Origin of the sequence: Nostoc sp. (genome assembly GCF_036918015.1) — a bacterium.
In the GTDB taxonomy this organism is placed as follows: Bacteria; Cyanobacteriota; Cyanobacteriia; order Cyanobacteriales; family Nostocaceae; genus Nostoc.
Genome location: NZ_JBALEO010000009.1, coordinates 109,322 through 135,798, shown reverse-complemented (window position 1 = coordinate 135,798; position 26,477 = coordinate 109,322). Strand labels below are relative to the sequence as shown.

Annotated in this window: 25 protein-coding genes; 13 read left to right on the top strand and 12 right to left on the bottom strand. The window is 41.5% G+C overall.

Going from position 1 to position 26,477, the window contains the following annotated elements:
- Positions 1 to 123 precede the first annotated feature (123 nt).
- The 6 genes from V7K61_RS02145 to V7K61_RS02120 form a co-directional block, all read right to left on the bottom strand.
- Entirely contained in the window at positions 124 to 591 is a 468-nt protein-coding gene (locus tag V7K61_RS02145; RefSeq protein WP_335050527.1) for a GNAT family N-acetyltransferase, read from the bottom strand.
- 179 nt (positions 592 to 770) lie between these two features.
- On the bottom strand, positions 771 to 1,184 hold the full coding sequence (locus tag V7K61_RS02140) for a hypothetical protein (protein ID WP_335050525.1): 414 nt from the start codon (positions 1,182 to 1,184) through the stop codon (positions 771 to 773).
- A gap of 318 nt (positions 1,185 to 1,502) precedes the next feature.
- On the bottom strand, positions 1,503 to 2,492 hold the full coding sequence (secF, locus tag V7K61_RS02135) for a protein translocase subunit SecF (protein WP_335050523.1): 990 nt from the start codon (positions 2,490 to 2,492) through the stop codon (positions 1,503 to 1,505).
- Positions 2,489 to 3,901 carry a protein translocase subunit SecD gene (gene secD, locus V7K61_RS02130; protein ID WP_335050715.1) on the bottom strand — a complete coding sequence of 471 codons (1,413 nt, stop codon included), beginning with the start codon at positions 3,899 to 3,901 and terminating at the stop codon, positions 2,489 to 2,491. The genes secF and secD overlap by 4 nt, the downstream gene beginning before the upstream one ends.
- A gap of 161 nt (positions 3,902 to 4,062) precedes the next feature.
- Positions 4,063 to 5,046: an alpha-ketoacid dehydrogenase subunit beta gene (locus tag V7K61_RS02125; RefSeq protein ID WP_099100369.1), complete on the bottom strand. Its 984-nt coding sequence runs from the start codon at positions 5,044 to 5,046 to the stop codon at positions 4,063 to 4,065.
- A 170-nt stretch (positions 5,047 to 5,216) separates the two neighbouring features.
- Positions 5,217 to 5,363, bottom strand: a complete 147-nt coding sequence (locus tag V7K61_RS02120; RefSeq protein WP_335050521.1) for a hypothetical protein — start codon at positions 5,361 to 5,363, stop codon at positions 5,217 to 5,219.
- Positions 5,364 to 5,424: 61 nt separating this feature from the next.
- On the opposite strand from V7K61_RS02120, the gene V7K61_RS02115 reads away from it, so the two are divergent.
- Positions 5,425 to 5,691: a hypothetical protein gene (locus V7K61_RS02115; RefSeq protein WP_335050519.1), complete on the top strand. Its 267-nt coding sequence runs from the start codon at positions 5,425 to 5,427 to the stop codon at positions 5,689 to 5,691.
- Positions 5,688 to 5,978, top strand: coding sequence for a putative toxin-antitoxin system toxin component, PIN family (locus tag V7K61_RS02110; protein ID WP_335050517.1), 291 nt, complete (start codon positions 5,688 to 5,690; stop codon positions 5,976 to 5,978). The genes V7K61_RS02115 and V7K61_RS02110 overlap by 4 nt, the downstream gene beginning before the upstream one ends.
- A gap of 322 nt (positions 5,979 to 6,300) precedes the next feature.
- Here the strand turns inward: V7K61_RS02110 and hemB are convergent, their stop codons facing one another.
- Both hemB and V7K61_RS02100 read right to left on the bottom strand, forming a co-directional pair.
- Positions 6,301 to 7,281 carry a porphobilinogen synthase gene (gene hemB, locus V7K61_RS02105; protein ID WP_099100363.1) on the bottom strand — a complete coding sequence of 327 codons (981 nt, stop codon included), beginning with the start codon at positions 7,279 to 7,281 and terminating at the stop codon, positions 6,301 to 6,303.
- Positions 7,282 to 7,635: 354 nt separating this feature from the next.
- A complete protein-coding gene (locus V7K61_RS02100) occupies positions 7,636 to 7,995 on the bottom strand; it encodes a DUF4870 domain-containing protein (RefSeq protein ID WP_335050514.1) in 360 nt (119 codons plus the stop codon).
- A gap of 124 nt (positions 7,996 to 8,119) precedes the next feature.
- On the opposite strand from V7K61_RS02100, the gene prfC reads away from it, so the two are divergent.
- The 7 genes from prfC to V7K61_RS02065 all read left to right on the top strand — a co-directional run bounded on the left by prfC (position 8,120) and on the right by V7K61_RS02065 (position 17,383).
- Positions 8,120 to 9,748: a peptide chain release factor 3 gene (gene prfC / locus V7K61_RS02095; protein WP_335050512.1), complete on the top strand. Its 1,629-nt coding sequence runs from the start codon at positions 8,120 to 8,122 to the stop codon at positions 9,746 to 9,748.
- 211 nt (positions 9,749 to 9,959) lie between these two features.
- On the top strand, positions 9,960 to 12,242 hold the full coding sequence (locus V7K61_RS02090) for a M48 family metalloprotease (RefSeq protein WP_335050510.1): 2,283 nt from the start codon (positions 9,960 to 9,962) through the stop codon (positions 12,240 to 12,242).
- Positions 12,243 to 12,929: 687 nt separating this feature from the next.
- Entirely contained in the window at positions 12,930 to 13,442 is a 513-nt protein-coding gene (locus V7K61_RS02085; RefSeq protein ID WP_335050508.1) for an RNA recognition motif domain-containing protein, read from the top strand.
- Positions 13,443 to 14,064: 622 nt separating this feature from the next.
- Positions 14,065 to 14,496, top strand: coding sequence for a hypothetical protein (locus V7K61_RS02080; RefSeq protein WP_335050506.1), 432 nt, complete (start codon positions 14,065 to 14,067; stop codon positions 14,494 to 14,496).
- A gap of 416 nt (positions 14,497 to 14,912) precedes the next feature.
- The gene (locus tag V7K61_RS02075) at positions 14,913 to 15,353 is read left to right on the top strand and encodes a SufE family protein (RefSeq protein ID WP_335050504.1); all 441 of its coding nucleotides are present in this window, start codon (positions 14,913 to 14,915) and stop codon (positions 15,351 to 15,353) included.
- A gap of 199 nt (positions 15,354 to 15,552) precedes the next feature.
- Positions 15,553 to 16,293, top strand: a complete 741-nt coding sequence (locus tag V7K61_RS02070; protein WP_335050502.1) for a DUF1963 domain-containing protein — start codon at positions 15,553 to 15,555, stop codon at positions 16,291 to 16,293.
- 175 nt (positions 16,294 to 16,468) lie between these two features.
- A complete protein-coding gene (locus V7K61_RS02065; protein ID WP_335050500.1) occupies positions 16,469 to 17,383 on the top strand; it encodes an alpha/beta fold hydrolase in 915 nt (304 codons plus the stop codon).
- A gap of 134 nt (positions 17,384 to 17,517) precedes the next feature.
- On the opposite strand, the gene V7K61_RS02060 is transcribed toward V7K61_RS02065, so the two are convergent.
- The gene (locus V7K61_RS02060; protein ID WP_335050498.1) at positions 17,518 to 18,018 is read right to left on the bottom strand and encodes a hypothetical protein; all 501 of its coding nucleotides are present in this window, start codon (positions 18,016 to 18,018) and stop codon (positions 17,518 to 17,520) included.
- A gap of 369 nt (positions 18,019 to 18,387) precedes the next feature.
- Here V7K61_RS02060 and V7K61_RS02055 point away from each other — a divergent pair, with 369 nt between their 5' ends.
- The 4 genes from V7K61_RS02055 (at position 18,388) to V7K61_RS02040 (ending at position 22,784) form a co-directional block, all read left to right on the top strand.
- Positions 18,388 to 19,359 carry a CobW family GTP-binding protein gene (locus V7K61_RS02055; RefSeq protein ID WP_292810706.1) on the top strand — a complete coding sequence of 324 codons (972 nt, stop codon included), beginning with the start codon at positions 18,388 to 18,390 and terminating at the stop codon, positions 19,357 to 19,359.
- Positions 19,360 to 19,437: 78 nt separating this feature from the next.
- A complete protein-coding gene (locus V7K61_RS02050) occupies positions 19,438 to 20,499 on the top strand; it encodes a WD40 repeat domain-containing protein (protein ID WP_335050496.1) in 1,062 nt (353 codons plus the stop codon).
- Between the two features lie 78 nt (positions 20,500 to 20,577).
- A complete protein-coding gene (locus V7K61_RS02045) occupies positions 20,578 to 20,850 on the top strand; it encodes a hypothetical protein (protein WP_335050494.1) in 273 nt (90 codons plus the stop codon).
- A gap of 329 nt (positions 20,851 to 21,179) precedes the next feature.
- On the top strand, positions 21,180 to 22,784 hold the full coding sequence (locus tag V7K61_RS02040) for an NAD(P)H-quinone oxidoreductase subunit N (protein ID WP_335050492.1): 1,605 nt from the start codon (positions 21,180 to 21,182) through the stop codon (positions 22,782 to 22,784).
- Between the two features lie 86 nt (positions 22,785 to 22,870).
- Here the strand turns inward: V7K61_RS02040 and V7K61_RS02035 are convergent, their stop codons facing one another.
- The 3 genes from V7K61_RS02035 to V7K61_RS02025 form a co-directional block, all read right to left on the bottom strand.
- The gene (locus V7K61_RS02035) at positions 22,871 to 24,262 is read right to left on the bottom strand and encodes an ATP-binding protein (protein WP_335050490.1); all 1,392 of its coding nucleotides are present in this window, start codon (positions 24,260 to 24,262) and stop codon (positions 22,871 to 22,873) included.
- Positions 24,263 to 24,347: 85 nt separating this feature from the next.
- Positions 24,348 to 24,890: a methanogen output domain 1-containing protein gene (locus V7K61_RS02030; RefSeq protein ID WP_335050488.1), complete on the bottom strand. Its 543-nt coding sequence runs from the start codon at positions 24,888 to 24,890 to the stop codon at positions 24,348 to 24,350.
- Positions 24,891 to 25,432: 542 nt separating this feature from the next.
- The gene (locus V7K61_RS02025) at positions 25,433 to 26,476 is read right to left on the bottom strand and encodes a sensor histidine kinase (protein ID WP_335050486.1); all 1,044 of its coding nucleotides are present in this window, start codon (positions 26,474 to 26,476) and stop codon (positions 25,433 to 25,435) included.
- Between the last annotated feature and the right edge of the window lies 1 nt (position 26,477).

The following is a 26,477-nucleotide window of genomic DNA, read 5'->3' as shown; positions in this document are numbered from 1 at the left end:
CTGAGTGCTGAGTGCTGAGTGCTGAGTGCTGAGTGAGTAGTGCTGAGTAGTAGAGACGAAATCTTGCTTTTTGACTATCCTACTACTACAACAGTTCTTATACTCAGCACTCAGCACTCGGAACTATTTCGATGATTCTTGCAGCTGAACTTCTGTAGCAGAAACGAAAGCACGATTAGCTTGATTGTGTAGCACCATCGTAGTGGTGCTGTTGGTTTGAAAACCAATCTTTTCGTAGAAACCCTGTTGGTGAGTAGTCATCAGATAAACACGCTCAACCGACCTCATGCGGGGATGTCTCAAAACAGTTTCTACTAAATTGCTTCCCAAGCCACTATGTTGATACTCTGGATGAATCACAACATCCCAAATTGTGGCGCGATAGATGCCATCAGATGTTGCTCTTGCAAAGCCAATGAGTCGATCGCGATCGCAAACAGAAATTACTGGCTCACTATTGGCAATGGCTATACCTAAATCTTCAATACTGCGTCCCTTTGCCCAGAAAGCGGAAACATTTAACAGTTCTTGGAGTTGATAAAGGTCAATTTCAGACTTGCGTTCGCTAAATTGAATCTGAAGATCGTTCATGTATGGCATCCACTTTTAGCAGTATCTTTGAGCAGACATTTGGTGAAATTAAATATGCATGATCCAGAAATCTTGTAGAGACTTAGTAGTGCTAAGTCTCTACATTCTTTTTCAGCAGATGTCTAGTATGGTTAAGTCATATTTTGCTATAAATTACTGTACGTGTAGAGAAAGAAAATTTAATGACAAACCCACTTCCATAGAGGATGAGTTGCTCCCTGTTGACGTATCCGATAAACTTGTTTTTCTAAACGTTGTTTTTCCTGCTGTGGTAGTCCGAGTAGAATATTCCGACTTTGCCAAACTAAAACAGCGGCAGTCATCCCCAAACAAAAGGCTAGACCGAAGGTAGACAGCGGATGGTAAAATAATCCAAATCTCACTGCCACCCAGGTAAAATATTGTTGCCACAGAGCAATTTCTCCACGTAGACCCCACAAAGAGATAGGCGCAATGGTCAGCCATAAACAGCCCACAAATAGCCACCTGCCATATACTGTTAGCTGATGTAGCCTTTGTACTTGTTGAGCAAACGATGGGTCAGATTTCTCCGAGTCTGGGACAGAATTTAATGGTTCTTCTGGTTGATCCATAGGGGAATAAATGGAGTCAGGGTTCAGGAGTCAGAATTCAGAATGGGCTACGCCCCGCTGCGCTAACAGAATTCTGAATACTCGACCCATGAAGGGATAGAGTTTTAAGGCGATAATGTTTGAATTTGCTTTCGCCCACAATTCGGCTTGGTTTTAAACCAATATTCATTACCCAGTCATACAGAATTCATACTAAATTCTGACCGGAGGCGGAGCGTCTCCGGCTGCGCTCCTGAGTTCTGAATTCTTCTTATAAAATTGCAAGGCGTGGGTGAGCAATTCAAAATGCTTTCACCCAATTGTGAAATATACACAAGTTTAACTATCCTGGGAACTGGGAGATGTATCAATCGAATCAGGGTTGTCTAACACCTGAGATTCCCCTTTACGCTCTCGCCACCAAGTTAGAAGAGTACTGGCGATGAAAATACTCGAATAAGCTCCCATTGTGAAGCCAACAATCAAAGCAAGGGAAAAGTATTTCAGTGTTTCCCCGCCAAATAGAAAGATTGCAGATAATGTCAGTAATACGGTTAAGGTAGTGTTGATGGATCTTGTCAATGTTTGGTTAACCGCATCATCTACAATTTCGGCAATCGGCTGGTCGGGATGGATTTTAAGGGTTTCCCGAATGCGATCGTAAATTACCACTGTGTCGTTGACAGAGAAACCTGTGATCGTAAGTAAGGCAACGATAAACAGGCTATCTACTTCGATGCCCGCCACCAAACCCAAAAATGAAAAAGCCCCAACTGTGATCAAGATATCGTGGAATAGGGCAACGATCGCAAACACAGCATAATCTAACTGGAAGCGGAAGCTCATGTAGATAGTAATACCGATGAAGGAAACTATCAGAGCTAACATCCCAGATGTAAACAGTTCTTTTCCTAATGTGGGGCCAACGGAGTCAATCTGGTTCTTTTGTGGGTCAAAAACGCCGATTTCTTCGCTCAAAGCGTTTTGTAATTTGGTACGCTGATCGACACCCAAATCTTTTGACCGAATTAGTACACCATTTTCTACACCATTTTCTGAGACAAGTTGGATACTGCTATCACCTAGTCCCTGTGCTTTTGCTACTTCCCGAACAGCATTGATATCAATTGGTTTATCGCAGTTACCGGGTTTGGTGCAATCTCGGACAAACTGCAACCGCGTACCACCGATAAAATCTAAACCGGGGCGTAAGGGGGAACGAATACTGGGTTGTTGCCAAGAAATCACCATTGAGATGATACCGGCGATGATGATAGCAGCAGAAATACTCCACCAAAGCGATCGCGATTTATTAATACTTAGTTTCATGGAGTCACCTCTGCCTTATTTGATGCTGGCAGGTTTGGACAGAAAAGTTCTGTCTTGCGCAAGGAGTGAATTGAAATTGCCAAAAATAGCAATGTCCGACTACAGGTAATTGCGGTAAACATACTCACAGCTACCCCCAAAGCTAAGGTTAGAGCAAAGCCTTTGACTAAACCAGACCCCAGCCAAAACAGGGCAGCGCAAGCAATCCATGTAGTGACGTTGCTATCTAAAATACTAGAAAATGCCCGATAGAAACCAGATTCCACGGAACGATACAAAGATTTACCCGCCCGCAATTCTTCCCGCGTCCGTTCAAAAATTAGCACATTGGCATCAACTGCCATCCCAATACTGAGAATAAAACCAGCAATTCCTGGCAAAGTCAGGGTAACGCCCAACAAAGCAAAGGTTGCCCAAGTTAAGAGGGAGTAGATCACTAGTGATACATCCGCAATCAATCCTGGTAGTCGATAGTAAACCACCATGAATATTAATACTAAAGTCAAACCACCGACTCCAGCATAAATACTACTTTGAATGCTATCTTTACCCAAAGTTGCCCCGACTGTCCGCCTTTCTGCGATTTCTACAGGTACGGGTAATGCGCCACCGCGTAACTGCACGCCTAAGTCATTGGCTTGTTGGGCGGTAAAACGTCCTGTAATCACGGCAGAACCACCAGTAATACCAGTAGCGGCAAATTCTATACCTACGGTGGGAGCGCTGATTAGTTCATTGTCCAGAAAAACACCAATGCTACGCCCAGTACCGGCGAGATTTTTCGTCAAATTGGCAAACAGTTCACCACCCTTTTGGTCGAAGCGAATAGCAACATTCCAGTTGTTACCTTGAGTGGGTTCACCATAGGCATCCTTGAGGTATTTGCCAATTAGCGGTGGATCAGTGCTTTCAAACAATTCTGCGATCGCTTGATTATTTTTTTGTAAGTCTTCTTGATTCTTGACAATTGCCGCTTTGTCGGTACTCTTTCTTAATTCTTCTTGCTTAAATTTCAATTCGGCTCTTGATGCTTGAAAAGCAAGCAGTTGAGTTTCTGTATTCGCCTTTTGGGTACGAAATTCTAACTGTGCTGTACCCCCTAGCACCCGTTCAGCTTGTTCTGGATCGTTGACTCCTGGTAGTTGCACCAATATTTTATCTGCGCCGACTGTTTGGATTACTGGTTCAGAAACACCTAAACCATTAATCCGGCCTTCGACAACTTTCTTCACACCTTCTAATTCTCGTTCGGTGATTTTGGGAATATCCGCTGATGGTTTCACCTGAATTGTGAGCTGTGAACCTCCGCGCAAGTCCAGCCCAAGAGGTATCGGAATTGTGGCAATCACCGTAATAGCGGCGATTATCAGGACTAAAATCAAAACTAATAGCGATCGCTGTCTTTGCATACCATAACTCGCAACTGACAAACGCTATAATAGCGTTCTTTTGAGGAGTTATGAGTTAGTAGTTGAGAGTTAGGAGTTAGTAGTTGAGAGTTAGAAGTTAGGAGTTGTAAATTCAATATTGAATTCTTAACTCCTCACTCCTAACTTTTAACTCCTAACTTTTAGACTCGCAACGCCACCATTTTTTCCACAGCTTCTACGATTTGCTCTGGTTGGATGATTGTTAGCCGTTCCAGATTACCGTTGTAAGGTGTGGGAATATCTTGGGAAGAAAGGCGGAGTACTGGCGCATCCAATTCATCGAATAAGCGATCGTTTATTGAGGCGATGACTTCTGCTCCAATACCCGCAGTGCGCATCGATTCTTCCACAACAATGACTTTATGGGTTTTACGTATTGATGCACCAATGGTATCAAAATCTAATGGTTTGAGGGATATTAAATCGATAACTTCTGGATCGTATCCTTGTTTTTCAAGAGTTTTTACCGCTTGCAGCACATGATGGCGCATCCGCGAGTAAGTAATAATGGTTACATCTTTCCCTTCACGCACAATTTCTGCTTTATCTAGGGGAAGCAAGTATTCTTCTTCTGGTAAATCTTCTTTCAAGTTGTAAAGCAAAACGTGTTCAAAGAACAACACTGGATTATCATCGCGGATAGCGGATTTCAGCAGTCCTTTAGCGTTTCTTGGTGTGGAGCAGGCAACAATCTTCAACCCTGGCACAGCTTGGAAGTAAGTTTCTAGTCGTTGGGAATGTTCTGCGCCTAGCTGCCGTCCTACACCTCCAGGGCCGCGAATTACCATTGGAATTTTAAAGTTACCGCCAGAAGTATAGCGGAGCATCCCAGCGTTGTTGGATATTTGATTAAAGGCAAGCAGTAAAAAGCCCATGTTCATGCCTTCAATGATCGGACGTAACCCAGTCATTGCGGCTCCCACAGCCATCCCAGTAAAGCTATTTTCAGCGATGGGGGTATCTAGAATGCGGAGTTCGCCATATTTTTGGTACAGGTCTTTGGTAACTTTATAGGAACCGCCGTAGTGTCCAACATCTTCACCGAGAACGAATACGCTGGAATCACGCGCCATTTCTTCATCAATGGCTTCCCGTAAGGCGTTGAAGAATAGTGTTTCTGCCATTTAGACCTTTTAGTACGATTATGGTTTTAGAATTTTATCGTGCTGCTGTCGCAAATACAGTGAGCGATCGCACTAGTTAGAGTTTAGGTTTTTTAAATAAACGGCCCCTAGCATAGAGCGAGTGATTGCCATAACTATATCAAAGCTAGTTAATTTCGATTTTAGAGGTTTTATGAGCTTGATAAGCGATCGCCCGTTTGACGCACGAGCAATAGCCCTTGATTATAGTAATCTAATGCCTTTTGAGGTTCGCCTAATGCAATTGGACTATAAGCTGAGGCAATTCCTGCGATATCCCTCTCCTCAGCCCCAAGCAAATACTGTTTCTTAGGAGAGGGATAAAAGGATAAAATTGAATCAGACTCAAATATGAAAATTATGAAAACAGCTATTATTGCCAAAGTAACGGCTGATGGAAAGCTAGAAATTCCTCCAGAAGTGTTAGCACAGCTTCAGCCCTCTACTGAATATGAAGTCTCGATTACAGAAAATGAGATAGTTTTCAAAAAAACTTATAAACAATTAACACTAAAAGAATTAAGACAGCGAGTGAAAGAGGCTGGTTCAGATCCAAATCAACCAACGCTTGAAGAAATCAGCCAAATAGTCAAAGAAGTTAGACAAGAACTTTGGACTGACAAATGAGGATTGTAGTTGATGTCAATATTTGGATTTCAGCATTACTGTGGGGAGGAGTGCCAGATAAAGTTGTGATACTGGCACAAGAACAGACAATAACTATATTTGCTTCTGATGCTTTATTTCTGGAACTAGAAACTACTTTACGTCGCCCAAAGTTTCAGTCCAAAATACAGTCTTTAAATTTAAATTTGGAAGATGTTATTAATGCCACAAAAGATGTATTAGAGTTTTGTCCAACTATCTCTGTAGATGCTCCTCAATTACGCGATCCAAAAGATACTGTAGTTTGAGGTGCGGCTGTTGCGGCAAATGCCGAAGCAATTGTTACTGGTGATTTAGATTTATTGGTGTTGATAGAATTTAACGGAATTCCCATTTTAACTCCGCAAGATTTTTTAAGTCGTTATTTCTCAAATTCATAATTAGAAGTTCATCAAGCTAGTAAAATGGTACCTTAATAACCATGTCATAATTGCTGGTCTAGGCGTAGCCGCCATAGACATCGCACTAGCCATAAACAAAGAATCTCACGCCCAAACACCAAAACACAACTCTGCGTCTTCGCGCCTCTGCGTGAGATTTCCCACTAAATTAGTATTCAATATGCCTAGCCTACTTTAACCATCGCGCCGCATCTTTGGCATGATAAGTCAAAATCAAATCTGCACCAGCGCGTTTAAACCCAGTTAAAGTTTCCATAACCACCCGCTCTTCATCAATCCAACCATTGAGAGCCGCAGCTTTCACCATCGCATACTCACCAGAAACATTGTAAGCTGCAACTGGCAAGTTACTTGCTTCCTTGACGCGCCAAATAATATCCATGTATGCCAAGGCTGGCTTAACCATGAGCATATCAGCACCTTCAGCGATATCTAATTCAATCTCTTTAATCGCTTCGCGGGCGTTACCTGGGTCCATTTGGTAAGTTCTTCTGTCCCCAAATTGTGGTGTCGAGTCTGCTGCATCCCGAAATGGGCCATAATAACCCGAAGCATACTTAGCAGCATAAGATAAAATCGGCGTATCTTGAAATCCTGCTTCATCCAAGCCCTGACGAATTGCCTGTACAAAACCATCCATCATTCCCGAAGGCGCGATAATATCAGCACCAGCTTTTGCTTGAGAAACCGCTGTTTTCTTCAACAATTCCAGAGTTGGGTCATTTAAAACTCGTCCTGTTAAATCACCAGTTTGTAAATAACCACAATGACCGTGACTGGTATATTCACATAAACAAGTATCAGCAATTACAACCAAATCTGGCACTGCTGCTTTTACCGCCGTCGCCGCTTTTTGGACAATTCCGCAATCATGCCAAGCGCCAGTCGCATCCACATCTTTATCAGCTGGAATACCAAATAGAATAATAGAAGGAATTCCTAAGTCGTAAACTTCTTTTGCTTCTTCAACAATTTTATCTACCGAAAGTTGGTAGACTCCGGGCATCGATTTCACCTCATTAGCGATTCCCTCACCCGGTACAGCAAATAATGGGTAGATTAAATCACTTGTTGTTAAAACAGTTTCACGAACCATCCGACGCAGTTGAGGATGAGTACGCAGACGACGGGGGCGATGTGTAGGAAACATAAAATTTTATGAAGAAAAACAACCCAAATAGACACAAAACAAAGCGTCACAGAAGCAGGCTAAAATTTTCCTGCCGTCAGACAGACTACAAACAGTGCTTAACTGCCTTTGCCCTACTCTTAATCAAGTTGTGGGGCAATTTTGTATTCTACAGCTTGGTTGCACCTATCCGACGGACTGGAAAAAAAACAACATTATGAAGAAATTCAAAATTCAAAAATTTAAACGCAAAGTGGCGCAAAGGTAAACGCAGAGGCACGCAAAGAATTTGCTACTAAGTTTAATGAAATGTTGTGCTTGGTAGTAAAGAACTGACAATTACCAATGCTCTATGCCTAATCCCATAAATTTGTGTTAAAAAACTCGAAAAATATAGGGATAACGGAAGGGTATATCAGGATTGCTGAAAACTCCAATGAGCGCCCAAATTGTTAATCCCCAGTGTAATAGATATCCCAGACCGGCTAGTGGCCCCAGCAATAATAGAGGTAATACTAACCAACCGAATATAAAAAACAATGCTCCCAGAATTCCTCCGTAAAGCCAGACATTAAAGTGGAAATTGATGGATTCTTTGGCGTTTTCTTTAACAACAGGATCGTCAGATACAAGCAGTATGGCGATAGGTACACCGACAGATACCAATGTTGTGCTGAAAAAAATCGCTCCATGAGACAAGGCAGATAGAAGCTTTCGCTTGTCTGTGTCGTACATTGCTTTCTCCTATTTAGTCAGATTGTTGATTACACTACGACCCTATCATGAGCATCGTTGTCTTAAGATTAAAAGACTTGCCAGAGTCAAAAAAAATTAAGCTAGCTAACAAACAAATACATTTATGTCTACTGAACTTCAGTCTGAACTTATTCAAGCAGTTGAACTTCGCCGCAACTTTGCGATTATATCTCACCCCGATGCAGGTAAAACTACACTAACTGAAAAGCTACTCCTGTACGGGGGTGCGATTCACGAAGCTGGGGCAGTTAAGGCGCGACGGGCACAGCGTAAAGCAACTTCTGACTGGATGGCGATGGAGCAACAACGGGGTATTTCCATTACCTCCACAGTGTTGCAATTTGAATACCGGAATTGTCAAATCAATTTATTAGACACTCCCGGACACCAAGACTTCAGTGAAGATACTTATCGTACCCTTGCTGCCGCCGATAATGCCGTGATGCTGATTGATGCGGCAAAAGGTTTGGAACCCCAAACGCGCAAATTGTTTGAAGTATGTAAGTTGCGCGGTATCCCGATTTTTACATTTATCAACAAGCTCGATCGCCCCGGAAGGGAACCTCTGGAACTGTTGGATGAAATTGAGCAAGAATTGGGATTGCAAACTTATGCAGTCAACTGGCCGATTGGTATGGGCGATCGCTTTAAAGGTGTTTTTGACCGACACAAGCAACAAATACACTTGTTTGAACGCAGCGCCCACGGTAGCCGAGAAGCCCGCGATACAATAGTGGAATTAGGCGATCCGAGAATTGAAGAACAGCTAGAACAAAGCCTGTACTACCAACTGAAAAACGATCTAGAACTGTTAGAAGGAGTTGGGCCAGAGCTAGATTTACCGCTGATACACGAAGGCAAAATGACGCCTGTGTTCTTTGGTAGCGCCATGACTAACTTTGGGGTAGAGTTATTCCTCAAGTATTTCCTCGACTATGCCCTCAAACCCGGTTCTCATATCAGCAGTGTTGGCGAAGTTCCCCCTACATACCCAGAGTTTTCGGGGTTTGTCTTTAAACTGCAAGCGAATATGGACCCGAAACACCGCGATCGCGTCGCATTTATCCGGGTTTGCACTGGTAAGTTTGAAAAAGATATGATGGTGAATCACGCTCGCATTGGTAAACTCATCCGTCTATCTCGCCCGCAAAAACTCTTTGCTCAAGAGCGAGAATCGATTGATGTGGCTTATCCTGGCGATGTGATCGGTTTGAATAATCCCGGTGTTTTTGCGATCGGGGATACAATTTACACGGGACAAAAGCTCGAATATGAGGGGATTCCGTATTTCTCGCCGGAACTGTTCGCATCTTTGAGGAATCCCAACCCCTCGAAGTCTAAACAATTCCAAAAAGGCGTTGCGGAATTGCGAGAAGAAGGTGCTGTGCAAATTATGTATTCAACTGATGAAGCCAAGCGCGATCCAATTTTGGCGGCGGTGGGTCAGTTGCAATTCGAGGTAGTACAGTTTCGCTTACAAAATGAGTATGGTGTAGAAACCATATTAGATTTATTGCCCTACAGTGTCGCCCGTTGGGTTGAGGGTGGTTGGGAAGCATTAGAAAAAGTGGGACGAATATTCAATACCACTACAGTTAAAGACAGTATGGGACGACCAGTGTTGCTATTCCGCAATGAATGGAATTGTCAACAGTTACTGGGCGACCATCCAGAGTTAAAATTAAGCGCGATCGCTCCAGTATTTTCTAGTCAACAACCAGTGGAGGAGTGAAGAAGAATACAGAATTCAGAATCCAGAATTCAGAATTAGTCCTACAAAAGAGCTAACTGAATTCTGACTCCTGACTCCTGACTTCTGAATTCAGCCTTTATCGTTCACTTGACAAACAAAACTTGAGCGCGGTTGATTTCCACGGCATCCGAGGTTCGCGCTTTTGCACAAACGTGGATCATTTAGAAGAGATTGGAGTGCCAGAATTTGTATGCCTTCACATGCCAAACCGTCTTTGGAGGCTGGTTTAGTTGCCCTCAAGCAGGGAAATTACCAAACAGCGATCGCCCAACTAGAACCTATTGCTAGCAGCCAAAATAATGGGACTGCTAGCTTACAAGCTCAGGTTGGTTTAGTGATGGCTTATGCTCGCACTGGCGAAGTTCCCAAAGCGATCGCTATTTCCCAGAATCTCATTGAGAGTAACAATCCGCAAGTTCAAGAGTGGGCAACACGCGCTCTCGAACACCTGACAAAACGTAAAAAAACCGAGCAAGAATCAAAAAAAGTCGAAACTGGATTTGTTGCTTTTGAGAATTCAACGCCAGATTCAACACCAGATTCAACCCCAGTTACTCCCCCGGAAACTCCCACATCAGAGGAAAAGCCAAACGACGATCGAGTAATAGAAACCAAAAGCGACGATATCCCGCCGATGGTGCCACTAGCTAGACTCAAAGCTACATTAGCGACACCGCCACCACCACTGGCTGCATCCCTAAGTGGCTTCATGGGTTCTGTTACTCGCACCCAAGCCAAATTATTCGGTGTTATTTACTGGCGACAAGCACAACGCGCCAGAGCATGGCAACCACTACGTAAACCAAAATTAATTCCCTTGCGGCTACTGTCCGCCGGAACATTTATCGCTCTGTTTTGGGTGATCCGAGAAATCCTCAAGTTAGCATTGGGATTAATCAACCAGACTTTAGTTAAACTACCTTATCTGGAGCCGATACAGTTTTTATACCAAGATCCTACTCAACTGTTGCTAGTAGCATTGGTGATTTTAATTGGAGTATCACCTTGGTTGCTGGATCTGCTACTGGCGAATTTGTATGGTCAGAGAGAATTTCCGAAAGATGTATTGAATACCCATAGCCGCGAAGCTGTTCGGGTGCTACAACGTTGTTGCCAACAGCGGCACTGGCCGTTACCCAAACTGCGGATTTTACCAACGGCTGCACCAATTATTCTGACTTATGGTAGTTTACCACGTAATGCCAGGATTGTTGTGAGTCAAGGGCTATTAGAGCAGCTGGCAGATGATGAAATCGCCGTTATTTACGCCACGCAACTAGGACATATTGCTCACTGGGATTTTGCTGTAATGTCTTTGTTGCTGCTGGTGACACTACCAACTAATAAGCTATATCAGCAAGTGTCGGAGTTGGGAGACAAAATATCAGCGAAAATTTGGCGCTGGCCAGTAACAATTCTGGCGAGTCTGATTTATGGAATTTGGTGTTTGCTGACTGGAACTGCATTGTGGTTGTCGCGGTTGCGGCTTTATTATAGCGATCGCGTCGCCGCTGAAATTACTGGTAATCCCAATGCCCTGATTCGTGCCTTACTCAAAATTGCCATTGGCATTGCCGCTGATATCCAAAAACAAGAACACACCAGTTGGCAACTAGAAAGCTTAAATCTTTTAACACCAGTCAGCTACCAACAGAGTTTATCTTTGGGCACTATTGCCAGTAATTTATCTTTTGAATCCTTTTTGAAGTGGGATACTGCCAATCCCTATCGCCGATGGTTTACCATTAATAATAGCCATCCTTTAATGGGCGATCGCATCGAACGCCTCTGCCAAATAGCTCGTCACTGGCATCTAGACACCGAACTACATTTTGCTAGCGAACCATCAAAAGTTAAGCGTCAGTCTTTTCTATTACAAGTCGCTCCCTGGTTGGGAATTCCTTTAGGGGTTCTGTTTGCAGCTTTAGTTTGGCTAACCTGGCAACTAGCATTCACACTCAAGTTTTTAAATCTAAAGTGGATATATGAAGATTGGTCTTTCATTACAGGCTGCCTTCTGATTGGCTTTAGCATCGGTACTGTGATGCGGATTAATTCTTTCTTCCCCGATATTAAACCTGCCACTGTGCAAACTGACGACAGCTTACCCAACCTGTTAGCTGACCCTTCTGCCTTACCTATTGATAGCGTCAGCGTGCGTCTTGTGGGTAAATTATTAGGTCGTCAAGGCACTAGTAACACCCTAGCGCAAGATTTAATCTTGCAATCCAGCGCAGGTTTGGTGAAATTACACCACATTTCTTGGCTAGGACAGTCAGTCAATCACCAGGATCTAATCGGGCGGCAAATTATCGTCACAGGTTGGTTTCGCCGAGGAGCAACACCTTGGATCGATATCCAAACCCTAGAAACTCAAAGTGGTAAAACCATTCATAGCCCTCATCCCATTTGGTCTACTTTTTTAGCTGTTGCAGCACAGGCTTGGGGCGCATACGTCTTTCTAACTGGTTAGTCATTGGTCATTAGTCATTGGTCATTGGTCATTGGTCATTGGTCATTGGTCATTGGTCATTGGTCATTAGTCATTAGCAAAAGACAAAGGACAAATCGGAATGTAAACAAAAGTTGCAGGTTTTCTTAACAAGTGTTACATTTATTTACACAAACAATAGCAACCGACATAACTCAGTATCACCGCTTAGTTATAAATTTAGGTGCTTTTTCCCCTCTCTATACCTTTTTATCCTCCCAACACAGCAGTAAATTAACCAGCCAGTGGCTGGTTTTTGTTTCAAAATATGCTCACTTGAATAAAAAAATGTGTTTTATGTTACGATGCAGTAATACTAATGCCGAAAAGATATGCGCTAAACTAGCTACGTAGAAAATACCGTGGTAATGTAAGGAATGGTATTTGATTCTGCGAAAAAGGGCATAGAAGAAAGCGTGTACTTTAGCAGGCAATAGGCTATTAAATTTACAATTCTTAGAATTAAGGTGTTATTAGCTCACCATAGTGTGAGCCTTTGGATTAAACAAGCTTGATCCCGACGAAAAACTGTATTGTTGTATAGGTTGACAGTTTCTAGCAAAAAAATTGGTTTATGGCAGTCTTGGTCAATAGCATCTATTTAAAAGCCAAAGCTAAGTGATTGTTTTCTTGCCTTGCCATGTTCATTCAACTCTGGAGGTATAGTTCATGTCCGTTCGCCTATATATAGGTAATTTGCCTAAAGATGAAATAGATCGTCAAGATCTGCAAGCCGTTTTTGCAGCAGAAGGTGATGCTGTAACTACTAAATTAATTAAAGACCGCAAAACTGGCAAATGCCGTGGTTTCGGTTTTCTTACAGTCAACAATGACGAACAAGCTGACGAAATTATTGAAAAGTATAATGGTCAGATGTTCAAAGACACTCCCATTAAGCTAGAGAAGGCATTACCTCGGACAAAGGGTGAAGAGGGCGACGAGCAAGCTCCTAAACCAGTTACTCTTGCTAGTACTAGTAATAGTACCCCGACTCCTAGCCCGAACAGAGAAGGTAGCCGTCGTGAGAAAAGCTCTAAGAAGCCTCGTCGTGGCAGCGGTGGCGGAGGTTCTCGCGAAACCAGCACTACAACCACCGATTCGGACGCTATTCGTCCAGATCCTCGTTGGGCTTCGGAATTAGAAAAGCTGAAGCAGATGCTAGCTGCACAAACTACGAATTAATCCTCAAGGGAGAGAAATTAAAAATTAAAAATCAGAATTTTTTTGATTTTTAATTTTTAATTGTTGATAATTATCTAGCTGCTTAGTTTAATGAACTTGCAGCTAATTTTGTAGGTACGTAGGCGCAGCCCGCCGTAGGTATCGCATCGCCACTAGTCACACTAAAGCGTACCTGAGAGTTAGCAGTTAGGAGCGTGCAAACCGCCCAACCTCAATAAAATTTATCTGGATTTTAATCAAATCAAACGAGACATAAGTTTCACGAATTCATTATACTTACGTAATAAAAAAGTATATATTGATGCACCTATAGTTTCTGTAGACTTATGGTTAAAGCTTGCTGATAAAAAAATAAAATTAAGTTTTTGTGATTGGAGTCAAATGAGTAGTGATACCGTGTTAGAGGGCGATCGCACTCACTAACCCTACCGCAATCCCCTACAAATTTATGCTCAAAGATGTATTGACAAAATTCACTTATTTTTAACTTGTGACAAATGGGAGGGGTGTGGGGATATGTTTCTATTGAGTGCATAAATCAGAAAATGCATTGTACTAAACAATATGGGATGAATAAATATATCCCTAGCATTGGATATTGCATTTAATTGGAGTATTAGGTATGAATTCTCAACACTCGCAATTTAGTTCAGACAATAAAACAGATTTAGAAGCTCTAGGTTTAATCAAAAAGTTAGATAACGAGACCTCTCAAGTTATTAGCGGTGGAGCCAACCCTGGACCCTTTGCACTCACAGCCAACCCAACACTCACACCCAATCCCAATCCAAACGGATCGAAAAATTCACTTGACATATACAATGGGACTTCTTCTCCGCTCTATTTTGATTTAAGCTTTGGTAATACAATTTCGCAAGACCTTCAACTAAAACCCGGTAATTCAATAGTCTTTACAGACCAAGCAATAATAGCTGATGTTAGGTTTGATGGAGATTTGAACACAGCTGGTATTCAACTAAATAAAACTACCGTCAACGCTCCTGGAAATTATGCTTTTGTCTTAGGTCCCACTGGGATACTAAGTCTCGTCTAATGCAACGCTTCTTAGTTGCAAATATTTTTTAAAATACTAGTCTGCCATGATTTGTTATATAAAACAATCATGGCAGACGGCGTGAAAACAAAAAATTGCAGCAGTGCTTATAATAGCTTAATTGGTACATTGAGAAGTGCCAAAAATATTGATTGATATAATGCTTATCCAGTAAGGGTTACAGCCTTAGCGTAACTTTCTGTTCGATTGCTCATTACCCCCTGATTACACACATAAAAAACCTGATCTTTATCAATGCGATCGCAGTAATTATCTGGATTTGATAAATTATAGTCAGTAATGGCAAGCTTGATAATGCCAAGCGAACCGGAGGCGCGTAGGCGTAGCTGGCCGTAGGCATCGCTCTAAAGATAATCTACACTCAAAGAGATACCGATCGTTTTCAGCTTCTGTTTATGTCCTCAACTCTAGATTCTTTGCCACCTGCGCTCGCTAAAATTGTCCAGCGCTTTCAACGCGCTTCCGAACCGAAGCGACGCTACGAACAGCTAATCTGGTATGCTCAGAAGCTCAATGAGTTCCCAGAAGCTGAGAAATTACCCGAAAATAAAGTTCCTGGTTGCGTGTCTCAAGTTTTTATCACCGCAGCCTTGGATGACGGTAAGGTTGTATTTCAGGGCGATTCCGATTCTCAGTTAACCAAAGGATTAGTAGGGCTTCTGGTTGAAGGATTACATGGACTAACGCCAACTGAGATTGTCCAACTTACTCCAGATTTTATTCAAGAAACAGGTTTAAATGTTAGCCTGACACCTTCCCGTGCGAATGGGTTTTACAACATTTTTAAAACCATGCAAAAAAAAGCATTGGAATGTAAGTTAGATTTGCCTAGCTAAACAGATAAATGCAAATAATTATGGTTCTACCTCAGCAAAAACATTTGTATGTTGTACTCGATGCATCAAGGCTTCATAACTTATTTTGTCAAAGTCTTGTGTAAAGATGAAGCTTGCCACGAAGCTGACTAGGAGATTTAGGATATTTGTGGCTGACCTGAGCTATTATCTGGACAATTCCAGAACTGATTGAATAAAGATGGACGTAACAAACTTCTTGCAGATGTTTGAGCGAACACCGATAGCATTACACCAAGACTATTTATGTCGTGTTCTCCGCCCCGCGATAGAAATTATGCGATCTGACTCTGGTATTAACTTAGCTGGAAGTCATTATGGTGGATCGCCTGATTTGCCAGAAAGGTTCGAGTGGCCAACTCACCATCTAGGACTTTACCGCTTCCTTGGCCAGTTTAACTTTGCAGAAATTCCACAAGTTAATGCTGGTTTGCCTGAGCGTGGACTATTGAGCCTTTTCGTAGCTGACGATCCTGATTGTGAAAACGAGCTTTTTTGGGGAGATCCGGGCTATATTCATGCAGAATTCTTTAGTGACATAACAAAACTTGTTCCTACTGTACCGCCTGATTCGGTTGCAAGAGGCTCTAGCTGCACAATCACATTTAGACAGACATTCGATCTCCCATTTGACGAATATCAAGTTGACGAGTGGCCATTTCAGACAGATGAGCTATGTGCATCTTATGGCGATCTTCGGAATGCTTTACACCAGAGTAATGACTATCTTCTCGGATATCCATCGCATTGTACCCTTGCATACGATCCAACTCCGGGAGCAGAGTGGATTTCGTTATTTACAGCTAATTCGGATGAGGAATTAGCCTGGGATTGGCACGATGGTGATAAGCTCATGATCTTCATCGAGATTGAACGACTCAAAAAACACGACTTTTCAAATCTAAGATCGGACGCTGGTTAATAGCCAGTAAATAGGGCTGACAGTGGCTAATCTACGGCTGCATAGGCAGTCCCAAGCGGACTAGATGAAAATGAAATAGCCCTGCTTTACTCCTAACTCCTAACTCCTAACTCCTAACTCCTAACTCCTAACTCCTAACTCCTAACTCCTAACTCCGAATAATAAATTTAGTCTCATGTCAACCAATCTATTATCTACCCCTGCTGCTATTGGCTTTGGTGGAGTAGTTCAAGAATATCTCTGGAATTTTGAAAATCAGCAATTGCGCGTTGTTTATGAAACCCTCGGTAAAGGTTCACCGCTATTGCTACTACCATCTTTCAGCAGTGTTTCGACGCGTTTGGAAGTCGGCGAACTTGCCAAGTTATTAGCTCCCAATTTTCAAGTTGTAGCCTTAGACTGGCCTGGATTTGGTGAATCTTCTCGCCCTAATTTGAATTATCGACCGGAAATATATCAGCAATTTCTGGAAGATTTTGTCAAAGCTGTTTTTAATACTTCTGTTACTGTGGTGGCGGCTGGTCATGCTGCTAGTTATGTTTTACAATTAGCTGTGAAACAACCTGCTACTTTTTCACGGATTGTATTGTTAGCTCCTACTTGGCGTGGCCCTTTACCGACAATGGGAGCAAGTCAACAGATAGCTGGCTTTGTGAGAGAATTGGTGCGATCGCCTATACTTGGCCAAGCTCTCTACAAACTCAACACTACCCAATCTTTCTTAAGTTTTATGTACCGCCGTCATGTCTTTACTGACGCAGCTAATATTACACCCAGTTTCATTGAGAAGAAGTGGTACACGACTCAACAACCAGGAGCGCGATTTGCATCTGCTGCCTTTGTAACTGGTAATCTCGATGCTGTACACGAACAATCAGATTTTCTGAAACTTGTGCAGTCTTTAACCGTACCGCTCATGGTAGTAATTGGGGAATCTAGCCCTCCCAAATCACGAGAAGAAATGAACGCTTTAGTAGCCTTACCAGGAGTGAGAAGCGTTGTTATTCCTGGTTCTCTGGGATTGCATGAAGAATACCCAGCAGTTGTTTTAGAAGCAGTTCAAGATTTTTTGTTATCTTCAGAAAATTAAATCCTCGCACCAAAATGCAAAATGATTTTGCACCTTGGTGCGATCACCAGTATAAAACCTTGTGGCAGTTCAGACAGTGTTTTCTTAAAACTACCACACTGCATCAAAGGATAATTTTCTGATTAAGCAGGTACTTATTTAAAAACTTCAATTGGTATTGAATTGTTTTCCCAAGGTGTTAAAGGCTGATTTAAGACATCGTTAGATTTGACTATTACTACTTCAAAGTTGCTGTTAGATTTAAAGAATTTTTTAGCGTGTTCAGGGACTTCATCTAAGAAAATAGCGTTTTTTATATGTCCTTTATGCTGAATCGCAATATCAAAAACCGTTTCCAGTTTTAATCCAAATTCCCACAGTTCCTTTAAAGACGGGATTCCATCTAGTCTTGTTAGTTGGTTATTTGAACGGTATTCATCCCATACAACACCATTGCATCCGTCACCTTCTGTTGTAATTGGGTAGTCTGGGAAAATACCCCAAAACGGTTCACCTCTATTTACACGCCAAGTAATTGGTGGTAATAGACTACTTTCGACGTAACTATCGTCTCCTGCCGATTCAGCTTCATTTCTCAACCATTTTACAAGCAATTCTTGAGCGTATTTTTGAGCGTAAGTTTTAGGTTTTAGCATTTTTTCCTCTTTTAGTTAAGCTACAGCACTACTATTTTATTTTTGAAAAAACTTTGTACATTCCAAGAGTGTCAAAATCAAAGATAGGTGTCGAATAAACTAGTTGCCACTTCCGCCCTTAGTATTGCAGTTTGTGTAGATGCTGGTTTATCAGAGTCTACTTTTACACTTGTACACTCAACCGTATGATCTCGTACTCTTTTCAAAAATCAAATAGGATTCCTATACATAAAATAAAATATTTCGTGATGAAATTATGTGATTATTTTGCTGAAACCTAAAATAACAGCAAGTTAGCACAAAAATATAAAAAGATTTATCATGGGCGATAATGATTATCCATAAGGTGAGACAAGAGGAATTTAGAGTATGGTGGCTGACGTAATCAACAATTCAGTTCCCGTTACTGTTCTTACAGGCTATTTGGGAGCAGGTAAAACGACTCTACTCAATCACATCCTCACCTACGAACACGGCAAAAAAGTTGCTGTGATTGTCAATGAATTTGGGGAAGTGGGTATTGATAATCAATTGATTATCGATGCAGATGAAGAAATTTTTGAAATGAATAATGGCTGTATCTGTTGTACAGTGCGCGGCGATTTAATTCGCATCATTGGCAATTTGATGAAGCGGCGCGATAAATTTGACCATTTAGTAATTGAAACAACTGGATTAGCCGATCCTGCACCAGTGATTCAGACATTTTTTGTTGATGAAGATTTGCAAAGCCAACTGTCTCTAGATGCAGTGGTGACAGTCGTAGATGCGAAGCATATTTGGCAGCACTGGGATGCAGACGAAGCACAAGAACAGATTGCCTTTGCGGATGTAATTTTACTTAATAAAACAGATTTGGTAGCGCCAGAAGAGTTGGATGAATTAGAAAAACGGATTCGGGCGATGAATGCGATCGCTAAAATCTACCGTACCCAAAATTCTGAACTAGGAATGGATGCTTTGTTGGGTGTAAAAGCCTTTGATTTAGATCGTGCATTAGAAATTGATCCAGATTTTTTAGGCGAAGATGCCCACGTACACGATGAAAGTGTCTTTTCTGTGGCTTTAGTAGAAGCAGGTGCAGTCGATGGAGAAAAATTAAACGCTTGGATTTCCGAGTTACTGCGTACCCAAGGCCCAGATATCTTTCGGATGAAAGGCATTTTAAATATTGCTGGAGAAGAGAATAGATTTGTATTCCAAGGAGTACACATGATATTCGATGGCAAACCCGATCGCCCCTGGAAAGCAAGTGAAACCCCCAAAAACGAACTAGTCTTCATCGGTCGTAACCTTGATGCAGTCCAACTCAAGCAAGATTTTCTCGCTTGTCTAGCTTAAAAAGCGGGTTAGGAGTTATGAGTGATGAGTTAAAAATTCCTAACTCCTAACTCCTAACTCCTCACTCCTATAGAAAATATGAACACCACAACCAGCAAATCTAAGGAATTTGAACAACACTATTCCGGCACACTTTCAGATTATGTAACTGCGATCGCTTGGTCGCCACAAGGTAAAACTTTAGCAGCAACTTCCGCCGCCGGGGAAGTAGTTTTGTGGAATGATGGCGAACTCACAAGCTTACAAACTGTTAACGGTAAATCAGTAGACTGTCTCGCCTTTTCGCCTGATGGCAAATTTTTAGCCGTTGGTGGACAAGATGGACAGGTGAAAATTTGGCGCGACACTGAATTAATCGCCACGTTAGAAAATGCCCCTGCATGGGTTGACAAGCTAGCTTGGAATTATACCAGTAACCAACTGGCTTTTAGTTTAGGGCGTTACGTCCAAGTTTGGGATGCAGATACTCGTGAAATTGTCGTGACACTGAATTTCGACAACTCTTCAGTATTGGGTATAGATTGGCGCATTGACGGGGAATACTTAGCCATTAGTGGTTATAAAGGAGTGAAGATTTGGCATAGTCAAAACTGGGATGAAGAACCATACAGCTTAGATATGACTACTGTCAGTTTAGCTATGGCTTGGTCGCCCGATGGCAAATTTCTGGCTTCTGGCAACATGGATCGTAGCGTCACCGTTTTGGAATGGAACAACCCCGATCCTTGGGTAATGCGTGGCTTCCCTGGTAAAATTCGCCAATTGGCATGGTCAGAAGCTATGACTAAAGTGGGTGCGCCAATACTGGCATCTTCTAGCGTTGAAGGTATTGTAGTTTGGGAAAAGTTAGAGGATGATACTTTAGGTTGGGAAGCACGAGTTTTAACAAATCATGTGGGTGTGATCAATGCGATCGCCTTTGCACCTAAAAGCTTCCTTCTCGCTTCTGCGGCGGCTGACGGTTGGTTATGTTTGTGGAACAAAGCCAAGGAAGTATCCCAAATTATCACAGGTGTCTCAGCAGGATTTTCCACCCTCGCTTGGCATCCCCAAGGCAAGTTATTGGCCGCAGGCGGTGAACAGGGCGAATTACTTGTATGGTCAAAGGTTTTGCGGGGTCAAGGATTCGGGCGTAGTTAAGCAATACTTGGTAATTAAAATTGAAGCAGGACAATTTATTAGCTATGCTGTATCAGCAAAGCTATCTTTGTGTGAATTATGAAAATTGTCAAACTGATTTTACTCGCCTGTCCCGCATTTCTGGTATCCATGCTGCTGGTAGTCAATCCAGCAAACGCATCTAGCCTGAAATCTTTATACGCTACCCAAATTATGACGGTAGTATCTACACAACAAATTCCCGATCTGGCAACACCAAACTTGATTCAAACATCTAATCCGATAATTGATCGAGTTGGTTGCAATTGTGCCAACTGTGTTCAGTCTAAATTTCAGTCGCTACAAGGCAAGCTGCCATCAGTCGGTTTTTAATAAAGTTAGGAGTTATGAATATTCTTGGGGCACAGCAATGCTGTGCCCTTATTAATTTTATAAGCTTTTTGTACGTAACTATTGCACTGGTTGCAGCATAATTATTGATGATATTCGCTAAAAGTCACGCCTGAAAAACGAAGTAGGAAAGTTGTTAAGTGAATCCCTGGATACTGAGAAAGCTGCTGGTAAAGTAGTAAGGTTGGTGCAATCGCCATCTGCATCCAAGCTGTTAAGCTCTTGTTAAAAGAGCTAGTCCGGGGATTAGAAAACTTGCTAGAGTGAACAGAGTTAGCCTTAATGTCTAATCGCCAAAACCTATACATCTCATGGATTTTGCTAATATTGCATCCCAGCTAAACGCTGGAACGATTTTACCAGAGGGGATTGTTATTCTCACCCTCTTGGGGGTTTTGATTGTTGATTTGATTTTGGGGCGTACATCGGCACGCTGGATTGGATATCTAGCGATCGCAGGTTTATTTGCTTCGATTATCGCCCTATATTTTCAATGGGACTCTCCTAATCCCATCGGTTTTACCGGTAGCTTTAACAGTGATGACCTGAGTATTGTCTTTCGCGGTATTATTGCCTTGTCTGCGATCGCCACTATACTGATGTCAATTCGCTACGTTGAGCAGAGTGGCACTGCTTTAGCCGAATTCATCGCTATTTTGCTGAGTGCTACTTTAGGAGGGATGTTTTTATCTGGGGCTAGTGAGTTGGTGATGATTTTCATCTCCCTAGAAACCCTGAGTATCTCCTCTTACTTGTTGACAGGTTATACCAAGCGTGATCCCCGCTCTAACGAAGCGGCGCTGAAATACTTGTTAATTGGAGCTTCCAGTACAGCAATATTTTTGTACGGTGTATCCCTGCTGTATGGACTATCTGGAGGACAAACCGAACTTAGTGCGATCGCAAATGGCATTGCCACAGCGAAAGTGGGACAATCTTTAGGTTTAGTGATTGCCCTGGTTTTTGCGATCGCCGGGATTGGCTTCAAAATCTCCGCCGCACCCTTCCACCAGTGGACACCAGACGTTTACGAAGGCGCTCCCACCCCAGTCATCGCCTTTTTATCTGTCGGTTCCAAAGCAGCTGGGTTTGCCCTAGCCATCCGCTTGCTGACAACAGCCTTCCCCCTTGTTGCTGACGAGTGGAGGTTTGTCTTCACAGCTCTAGCCGTTCTCAGCATGATCTTGGGTAACGTAGTCGCCCTAGCTCAAACCAGCATGAAACGGATGCTAGCTTATTCATCCATTGCCCAAGCTGGGTTTGTGATGATTGGCTTGATTGCTGGTACACAAGCAGGATATGCCAGTATGATATTCTACCTACTGGTTTACCTGTTCATGAACCTGTGCGGCTTTACCTGCATCATCCTATTCTCACTACGCACGGGAACCGACCAGATTGCCGAATACTCTGGTTTATATCAAAAAGACCCACTCCTAACGCTGGCGTTGAGTATCTCCCTGCTTTCCTTGGGTGGTATTCCACCATTAGCTGGGTTCTTCGGCAAAATTTACTTATTCTGGGCTGGTTGGCAGGCAGGACTTTATTGGTTAGTTTTGTTGGGCTTAGTTACCAGCGTCGTCTCCATCTACTACTACATTCGCGTAGTTAAGATGATGGTAGTCAAAGAACCCCATGAAATGTCCGACGCCGTGAAGAATTATCCACAAGTGCGTTGGGATTTGCCTGGGCTAAGACCTTTGCAGGTTGGGTTGGTGGTAACATTAATTGCCACTACCGTAGCAGGGATTTTGTCAAATCCACTGTTTACATTGGCTAACAATTCCGTTTCCCATACCCCATTTTTGCAAGCAACAATCAACAGTAATGTAAAAGCACAAAATCTCCTGCTTTTACCAAAATTAGATTCGGTTAGTCAGTCTCAACCCTCAGTTGATTCTACCGCCAAGATATAACCGAGTCTCAACCATACTTTGTCCTCAAAGACAAAGCCTGTTTGCTAATTAGCAGACAGGCTTTGTCATATCTTTTAAGTTAAATTTTATGATACTGAGTTAATAGGTATCTTAATTACAAATTCTGCACCTTTTCCTGGAACAGAAAAACAATTAAGTTGCCCGTTATGTTTTTCAACTATAATCTGATAGCTTATATATAGCCCTAATCCAGTACCTTTGCCCACAGTTTTAGTGGTAAAAAATGGATCGAATAGCTTTGAGCGAACTTGTTCATTTATCCCCAAACCATTATCAGCAATACTAACCGCTATCCATTTTTCATCGATTAGCTCAGTTTTAATTTGAATTTGGGGATTATTATTTATCAGTTTTTGACTTTCAGTTTTTTGTATATTTACTTCTGAATACTGACTGTTGAGCGCCGATGGTTCCAATGCATCAATCGCATTAGCAATAATATTCATAAACACTTGATTGAGTTGACCAGGATAGCAAGTTACATTTGGCAGTTGACTATATTTTTTGATGACTGTGATTTCTGGGTACTCATGCCTAGCTTGCAAGCGATGCTCCAAAATCATTAAAGTACTATCAATTCCTTCATGAATATTGACTTGCTTAAGTTCTGCTTCATCCAGCCTGGAAAAATTACGTAGTGATTTAACAATTTCCTGAATGCGTTCTGCTCCCACTTGCATTGACTGGAAGAGTTTGGTTATATCTTGAATCAAAAAATCTAAATCTATTTCTTCTACTTGCTGTTGGATTTCTGGAGGAGTATTTGGAAAAGCTTGTTGATAAACTTCCACCAATTTCAGTAAATCTTGAGTGTATTTATGGGCGTGGTGAAGGTTCCCATAAATAAAACTCACGGGGTTATTAATTTCATGAGCAATACCAGCGACCATCTGACCTAAACTAGACATTTTCTCAGCTTGGATAAGCTGAGTTTGGGTAAGCTGTAGTTCATTTAGTGTGTCTTGTAAAGCAGTTGTACGTTCCTCGACCCGAATTTCTAGCTCTTGATTCGCTTTCTTAAGCGCTTCCTCTGCTTGTTTTCGTCTCTGAACTTCTTTGGCTAACTCATCAATTTTTTCGTTCAACAGAACGAAATTACTACTGGCTAAAACTCTATTTTCCAAGCGTAAGAGAATTAAAGCTGAAGATTCAGGAGACCAAGGTTGAATAACTGCTCCTTGACTACGACATATTAAGGTTTTTCCATCATTCATTCGTAAAGTCAAAGAGCCAATCACCATTGCCCTACTGCTTGAACAAGCTTGTAAATACTTTACAATATCGTTGCTAGACTCAGTTACGAGTTCCAAGAGCATTCTTCCCCGCAGTTCTTGACGGCGTAACCCCAGCATATCTGCTACTGGTTGATTCGTCGCTAACAACTGGCCCTCTCCACTTACCAGAAGTAAAGGTTCTGGTAAAACTCTGGCAAATTCAAGAAATTGTTCAGGAGTCATGGAGCTTCCACTTTCACGGTTTGACTCTACTTTACATATCTGCACTAAGCTTAATCCTGGAGTTATTTTGTTCGATGCTGAAGATTTACACAGATTCTAGTCCCCTAAAGTATTCTCGACCTTCTGCATCTTCTGCCTCTTCTGTAAGTTTTAAGTAAACAATAACTTTACATCCAGAATAACCTTGTGCTATCGTCTCTTGCAATTCTACTTTCGCATATCCTAGATTATTAGCTGCGATCGTTCCAAAAACGTTTGAAGTCATCATGCACATGGCAGGGCGATTAATTACTTTGTCGCCAAATGGGCAAACACGGTTGCCAAAGACAATTTTTTCATCATTCTGCTCAATCACATAAAAATCGCCCTGGATTCGTTTTTTTAAATCAATCAAGACATCAGCTACCTGCTTGCGAGAAAGGTTAGAGATTTCCAGGGCAGATTTATAATCTTGGTTAATCTGCCTTCCCATCCTTTCACCAACAACGCTAATAAATCCCGAAGCTTCTTCTAAACCAACTACATCCTGCAAAGTACCAGATAATTCTCTGATTAGTGTACGTAAAAATATATCGCGTTCTAAAGAAAGATTAAGGGTAGCTATTGACTGCTTGGGTACATTGATCATAAATTTTGAGGATACAATCTAGGAACTACAGTTATAGAGTTCCCCAAAATATCTCTAAAGTAACTACTTAATATTTTTATTCTGAGAATTATAATGTTTGCTTTTGGTTCTAATGAAAAATAATCTCCATAAGCAATTCTGAGCCTTATCGTTGTGACAGTTTACGGTTTTGCATAGTCTCTTCTAGGTTAAGTCCTCATTATCCTTTCTAACCCTCCTTAAAAAGTGGGGAATTAGATCGAGTCTTAAAAAGTTAGCCAGCAAAATATTAAGTGTTTTCCCCATGAGTAGTGGGCTTGGGTTGGGAGAATCTTCTGGGACAAAATATTGTTAACACTAAAAATATTTTATTATCAACCCGCGCAAAAATTTACTTGTTTGCAACCAGCATACAAATTTTTTATTTATAGAAAATAAAAAATTTTGCTTTGAAAATGTAATTAATTATGAGGTAGAAATTTGAAAAATTTCATCACTGTAACTTGCTATTACTCTAGGATATTTATTTTTTTAAATTTTAAATAACTTATATTTTTGATGATTTAATAAATAGGTATATTGATGATAAATTCAGAACCTTTTCCTAAGACAGAATTTACTTCTAGAGTTCCTTTGTGTTTTTGGACAATTATTTGATAAGCAATTGATAACCCTAATCCTGTTCCTTTTCCCACAGGTTTTGTTGTGAATAAATGATCAAACATTTTTTGCTGAACATCAGCCGATATTCCCACCCCATTATCTTGAATCCGAATCGAGACATGATTCTTATCTTCTGTGAGGGCAGTATTAATTGTAATTTGATTAGGATTTAGTTTAATATCATTAAAACTCAGTCCAGCATTAGATTCATCTAAAGCATCAATGGCATTTGCCAATAGATTCATAAATACCTGATTCAATTGTCCTGGAAAACATTCTACTAGGGGAAATTCTTCGTAAGATTGAACTACTTGAATAGCCGGACGAGTCGTATTAGCTTGTAAACGGTGCTTGAGAATGAGCAGAGTACTGTTAATGCCTTCATGAATATTAAACAGGATTTTTTGTTCTATATCTGCTCTAGAGAAAATTCTTAGGCTGTCGCTAATCTTGGAAATACGATCTGTACCTTCTCTCATTGAGAAAATGAGTTTAGGTAGATCCTCGCGCACATATTCTAAGTCAATCATTTTGATTGTTTCTTGAATTTGCTGAGATGCTTTGGGATAAGTCTGCTGATAGAGTTCAATTAGATGTAATAAATTCTCAATATACTCTTTAGCCGGAGTCAGATTACCTACAATAAACCCAACTGGATTATTAATCTCATGAGCTACATCCGCTACCATACTTCCCAAAGTAGACATCTTGTTCTCCATTATCTGAAGATTAAGAAGCATCATTTCTAGCTCATGGCTTCTTTCTTCTAACTTATGTTGATATTCCTTTAATTCATCAATTACTCTTCTGAGCAAAGATTCTTTTTTTCGATTTGTTTCTTCAAGTTTTCTTCGGTCTGATTCAGAGCGCTCTAATTTCTTTTGGATAATTCGATTGGCTTTTTTTAATTCTTTAATTTCTTGTTGATAATCTAATATTTCCATT

Bases quoted from the DNA above. Each gene is read 5' to 3' on its own strand.
- secF (WP_335050523.1), bottom strand. From the start codon at position 2,492: ATGAAACTAAGTATTAATAAATCGCGATCGCTTTGGTGGAGTATTTCT.
- V7K61_RS02060 (WP_335050498.1), bottom strand. From the start codon at position 18,018: ATGCTAAAACCTAAAACTTACGCTCAAAAATACGCTCAAGAATTGCTT.
- V7K61_RS02110 (WP_335050517.1), top strand. From the start codon at position 5,688: ATGAGGATTGTAGTTGATGTCAATATTTGGATTTCAGCATTACTGTGG.
- V7K61_RS02115 (WP_335050519.1), top strand. From the start codon at position 5,425: ATGAAAACAGCTATTATTGCCAAAGTAACGGCTGATGGAAAGCTAGAA.
- V7K61_RS02140 (WP_335050525.1), bottom strand. From the start codon at position 1,184: ATGGATCAACCAGAAGAACCATTAAATTCTGTCCCAGACTCGGAGAAA.
- V7K61_RS02065 (WP_335050500.1), top strand. From the start codon at position 16,469: ATGTCAACCAATCTATTATCTACCCCTGCTGCTATTGGCTTTGGTGGA.
- V7K61_RS02030 (WP_335050488.1), bottom strand. From the start codon at position 24,890: ATGATCAATGTACCCAAGCAGTCAATAGCTACCCTTAATCTTTCTTTA.
- V7K61_RS02055 (WP_292810706.1), top strand. From the start codon at position 18,388: ATGGTGGCTGACGTAATCAACAATTCAGTTCCCGTTACTGTTCTTACA.
- V7K61_RS02025 (WP_335050486.1), bottom strand. From the start codon at position 26,476: ATGGAAATATTAGATTATCAACAAGAAATTAAAGAATTAAAAAAAGCC.
- V7K61_RS02035 (WP_335050490.1), bottom strand. From the start codon at position 24,262: ATGACTCCTGAACAATTTCTTGAATTTGCCAGAGTTTTACCAGAACCT.
- V7K61_RS02090 (WP_335050510.1), top strand. From the start codon at position 9,960: ATGCCTTCACATGCCAAACCGTCTTTGGAGGCTGGTTTAGTTGCCCTC.
- V7K61_RS02100 (WP_335050514.1), bottom strand. From the start codon at position 7,995: ATGTACGACACAGACAAGCGAAAGCTTCTATCTGCCTTGTCTCATGGA.
- V7K61_RS02125 (WP_099100369.1), bottom strand. From the start codon at position 5,046: ATGGCAGAAACACTATTCTTCAACGCCTTACGGGAAGCCATTGATGAA.
- hemB (WP_099100363.1), bottom strand. From the start codon at position 7,281: ATGTTTCCTACACATCGCCCCCGTCGTCTGCGTACTCATCCTCAACTG.
- V7K61_RS02075 (WP_335050504.1), top strand. From the start codon at position 14,913: ATGTCCTCAACTCTAGATTCTTTGCCACCTGCGCTCGCTAAAATTGTC.
- prfC (WP_335050512.1), top strand. From the start codon at position 8,120: ATGTCTACTGAACTTCAGTCTGAACTTATTCAAGCAGTTGAACTTCGC.
- V7K61_RS02085 (WP_335050508.1), top strand. From the start codon at position 12,930: ATGTCCGTTCGCCTATATATAGGTAATTTGCCTAAAGATGAAATAGAT.
- V7K61_RS02045 (WP_335050494.1), top strand. From the start codon at position 20,578: ATGAAAATTGTCAAACTGATTTTACTCGCCTGTCCCGCATTTCTGGTA.
- V7K61_RS02145 (WP_335050527.1), bottom strand. From the start codon at position 591: ATGAACGATCTTCAGATTCAATTTAGCGAACGCAAGTCTGAAATTGAC.
- V7K61_RS02050 (WP_335050496.1), top strand. From the start codon at position 19,438: ATGAACACCACAACCAGCAAATCTAAGGAATTTGAACAACACTATTCC.
- secD (WP_335050715.1), bottom strand. From the start codon at position 3,901: ATGCAAAGACAGCGATCGCTATTAGTTTTGATTTTAGTCCTGATAATC.
- V7K61_RS02040 (WP_335050492.1), top strand. From the start codon at position 21,180: ATGGATTTTGCTAATATTGCATCCCAGCTAAACGCTGGAACGATTTTA.
- V7K61_RS02070 (WP_335050502.1), top strand. From the start codon at position 15,553: ATGGACGTAACAAACTTCTTGCAGATGTTTGAGCGAACACCGATAGCA.
- V7K61_RS02080 (WP_335050506.1), top strand. From the start codon at position 14,065: ATGAATTCTCAACACTCGCAATTTAGTTCAGACAATAAAACAGATTTA.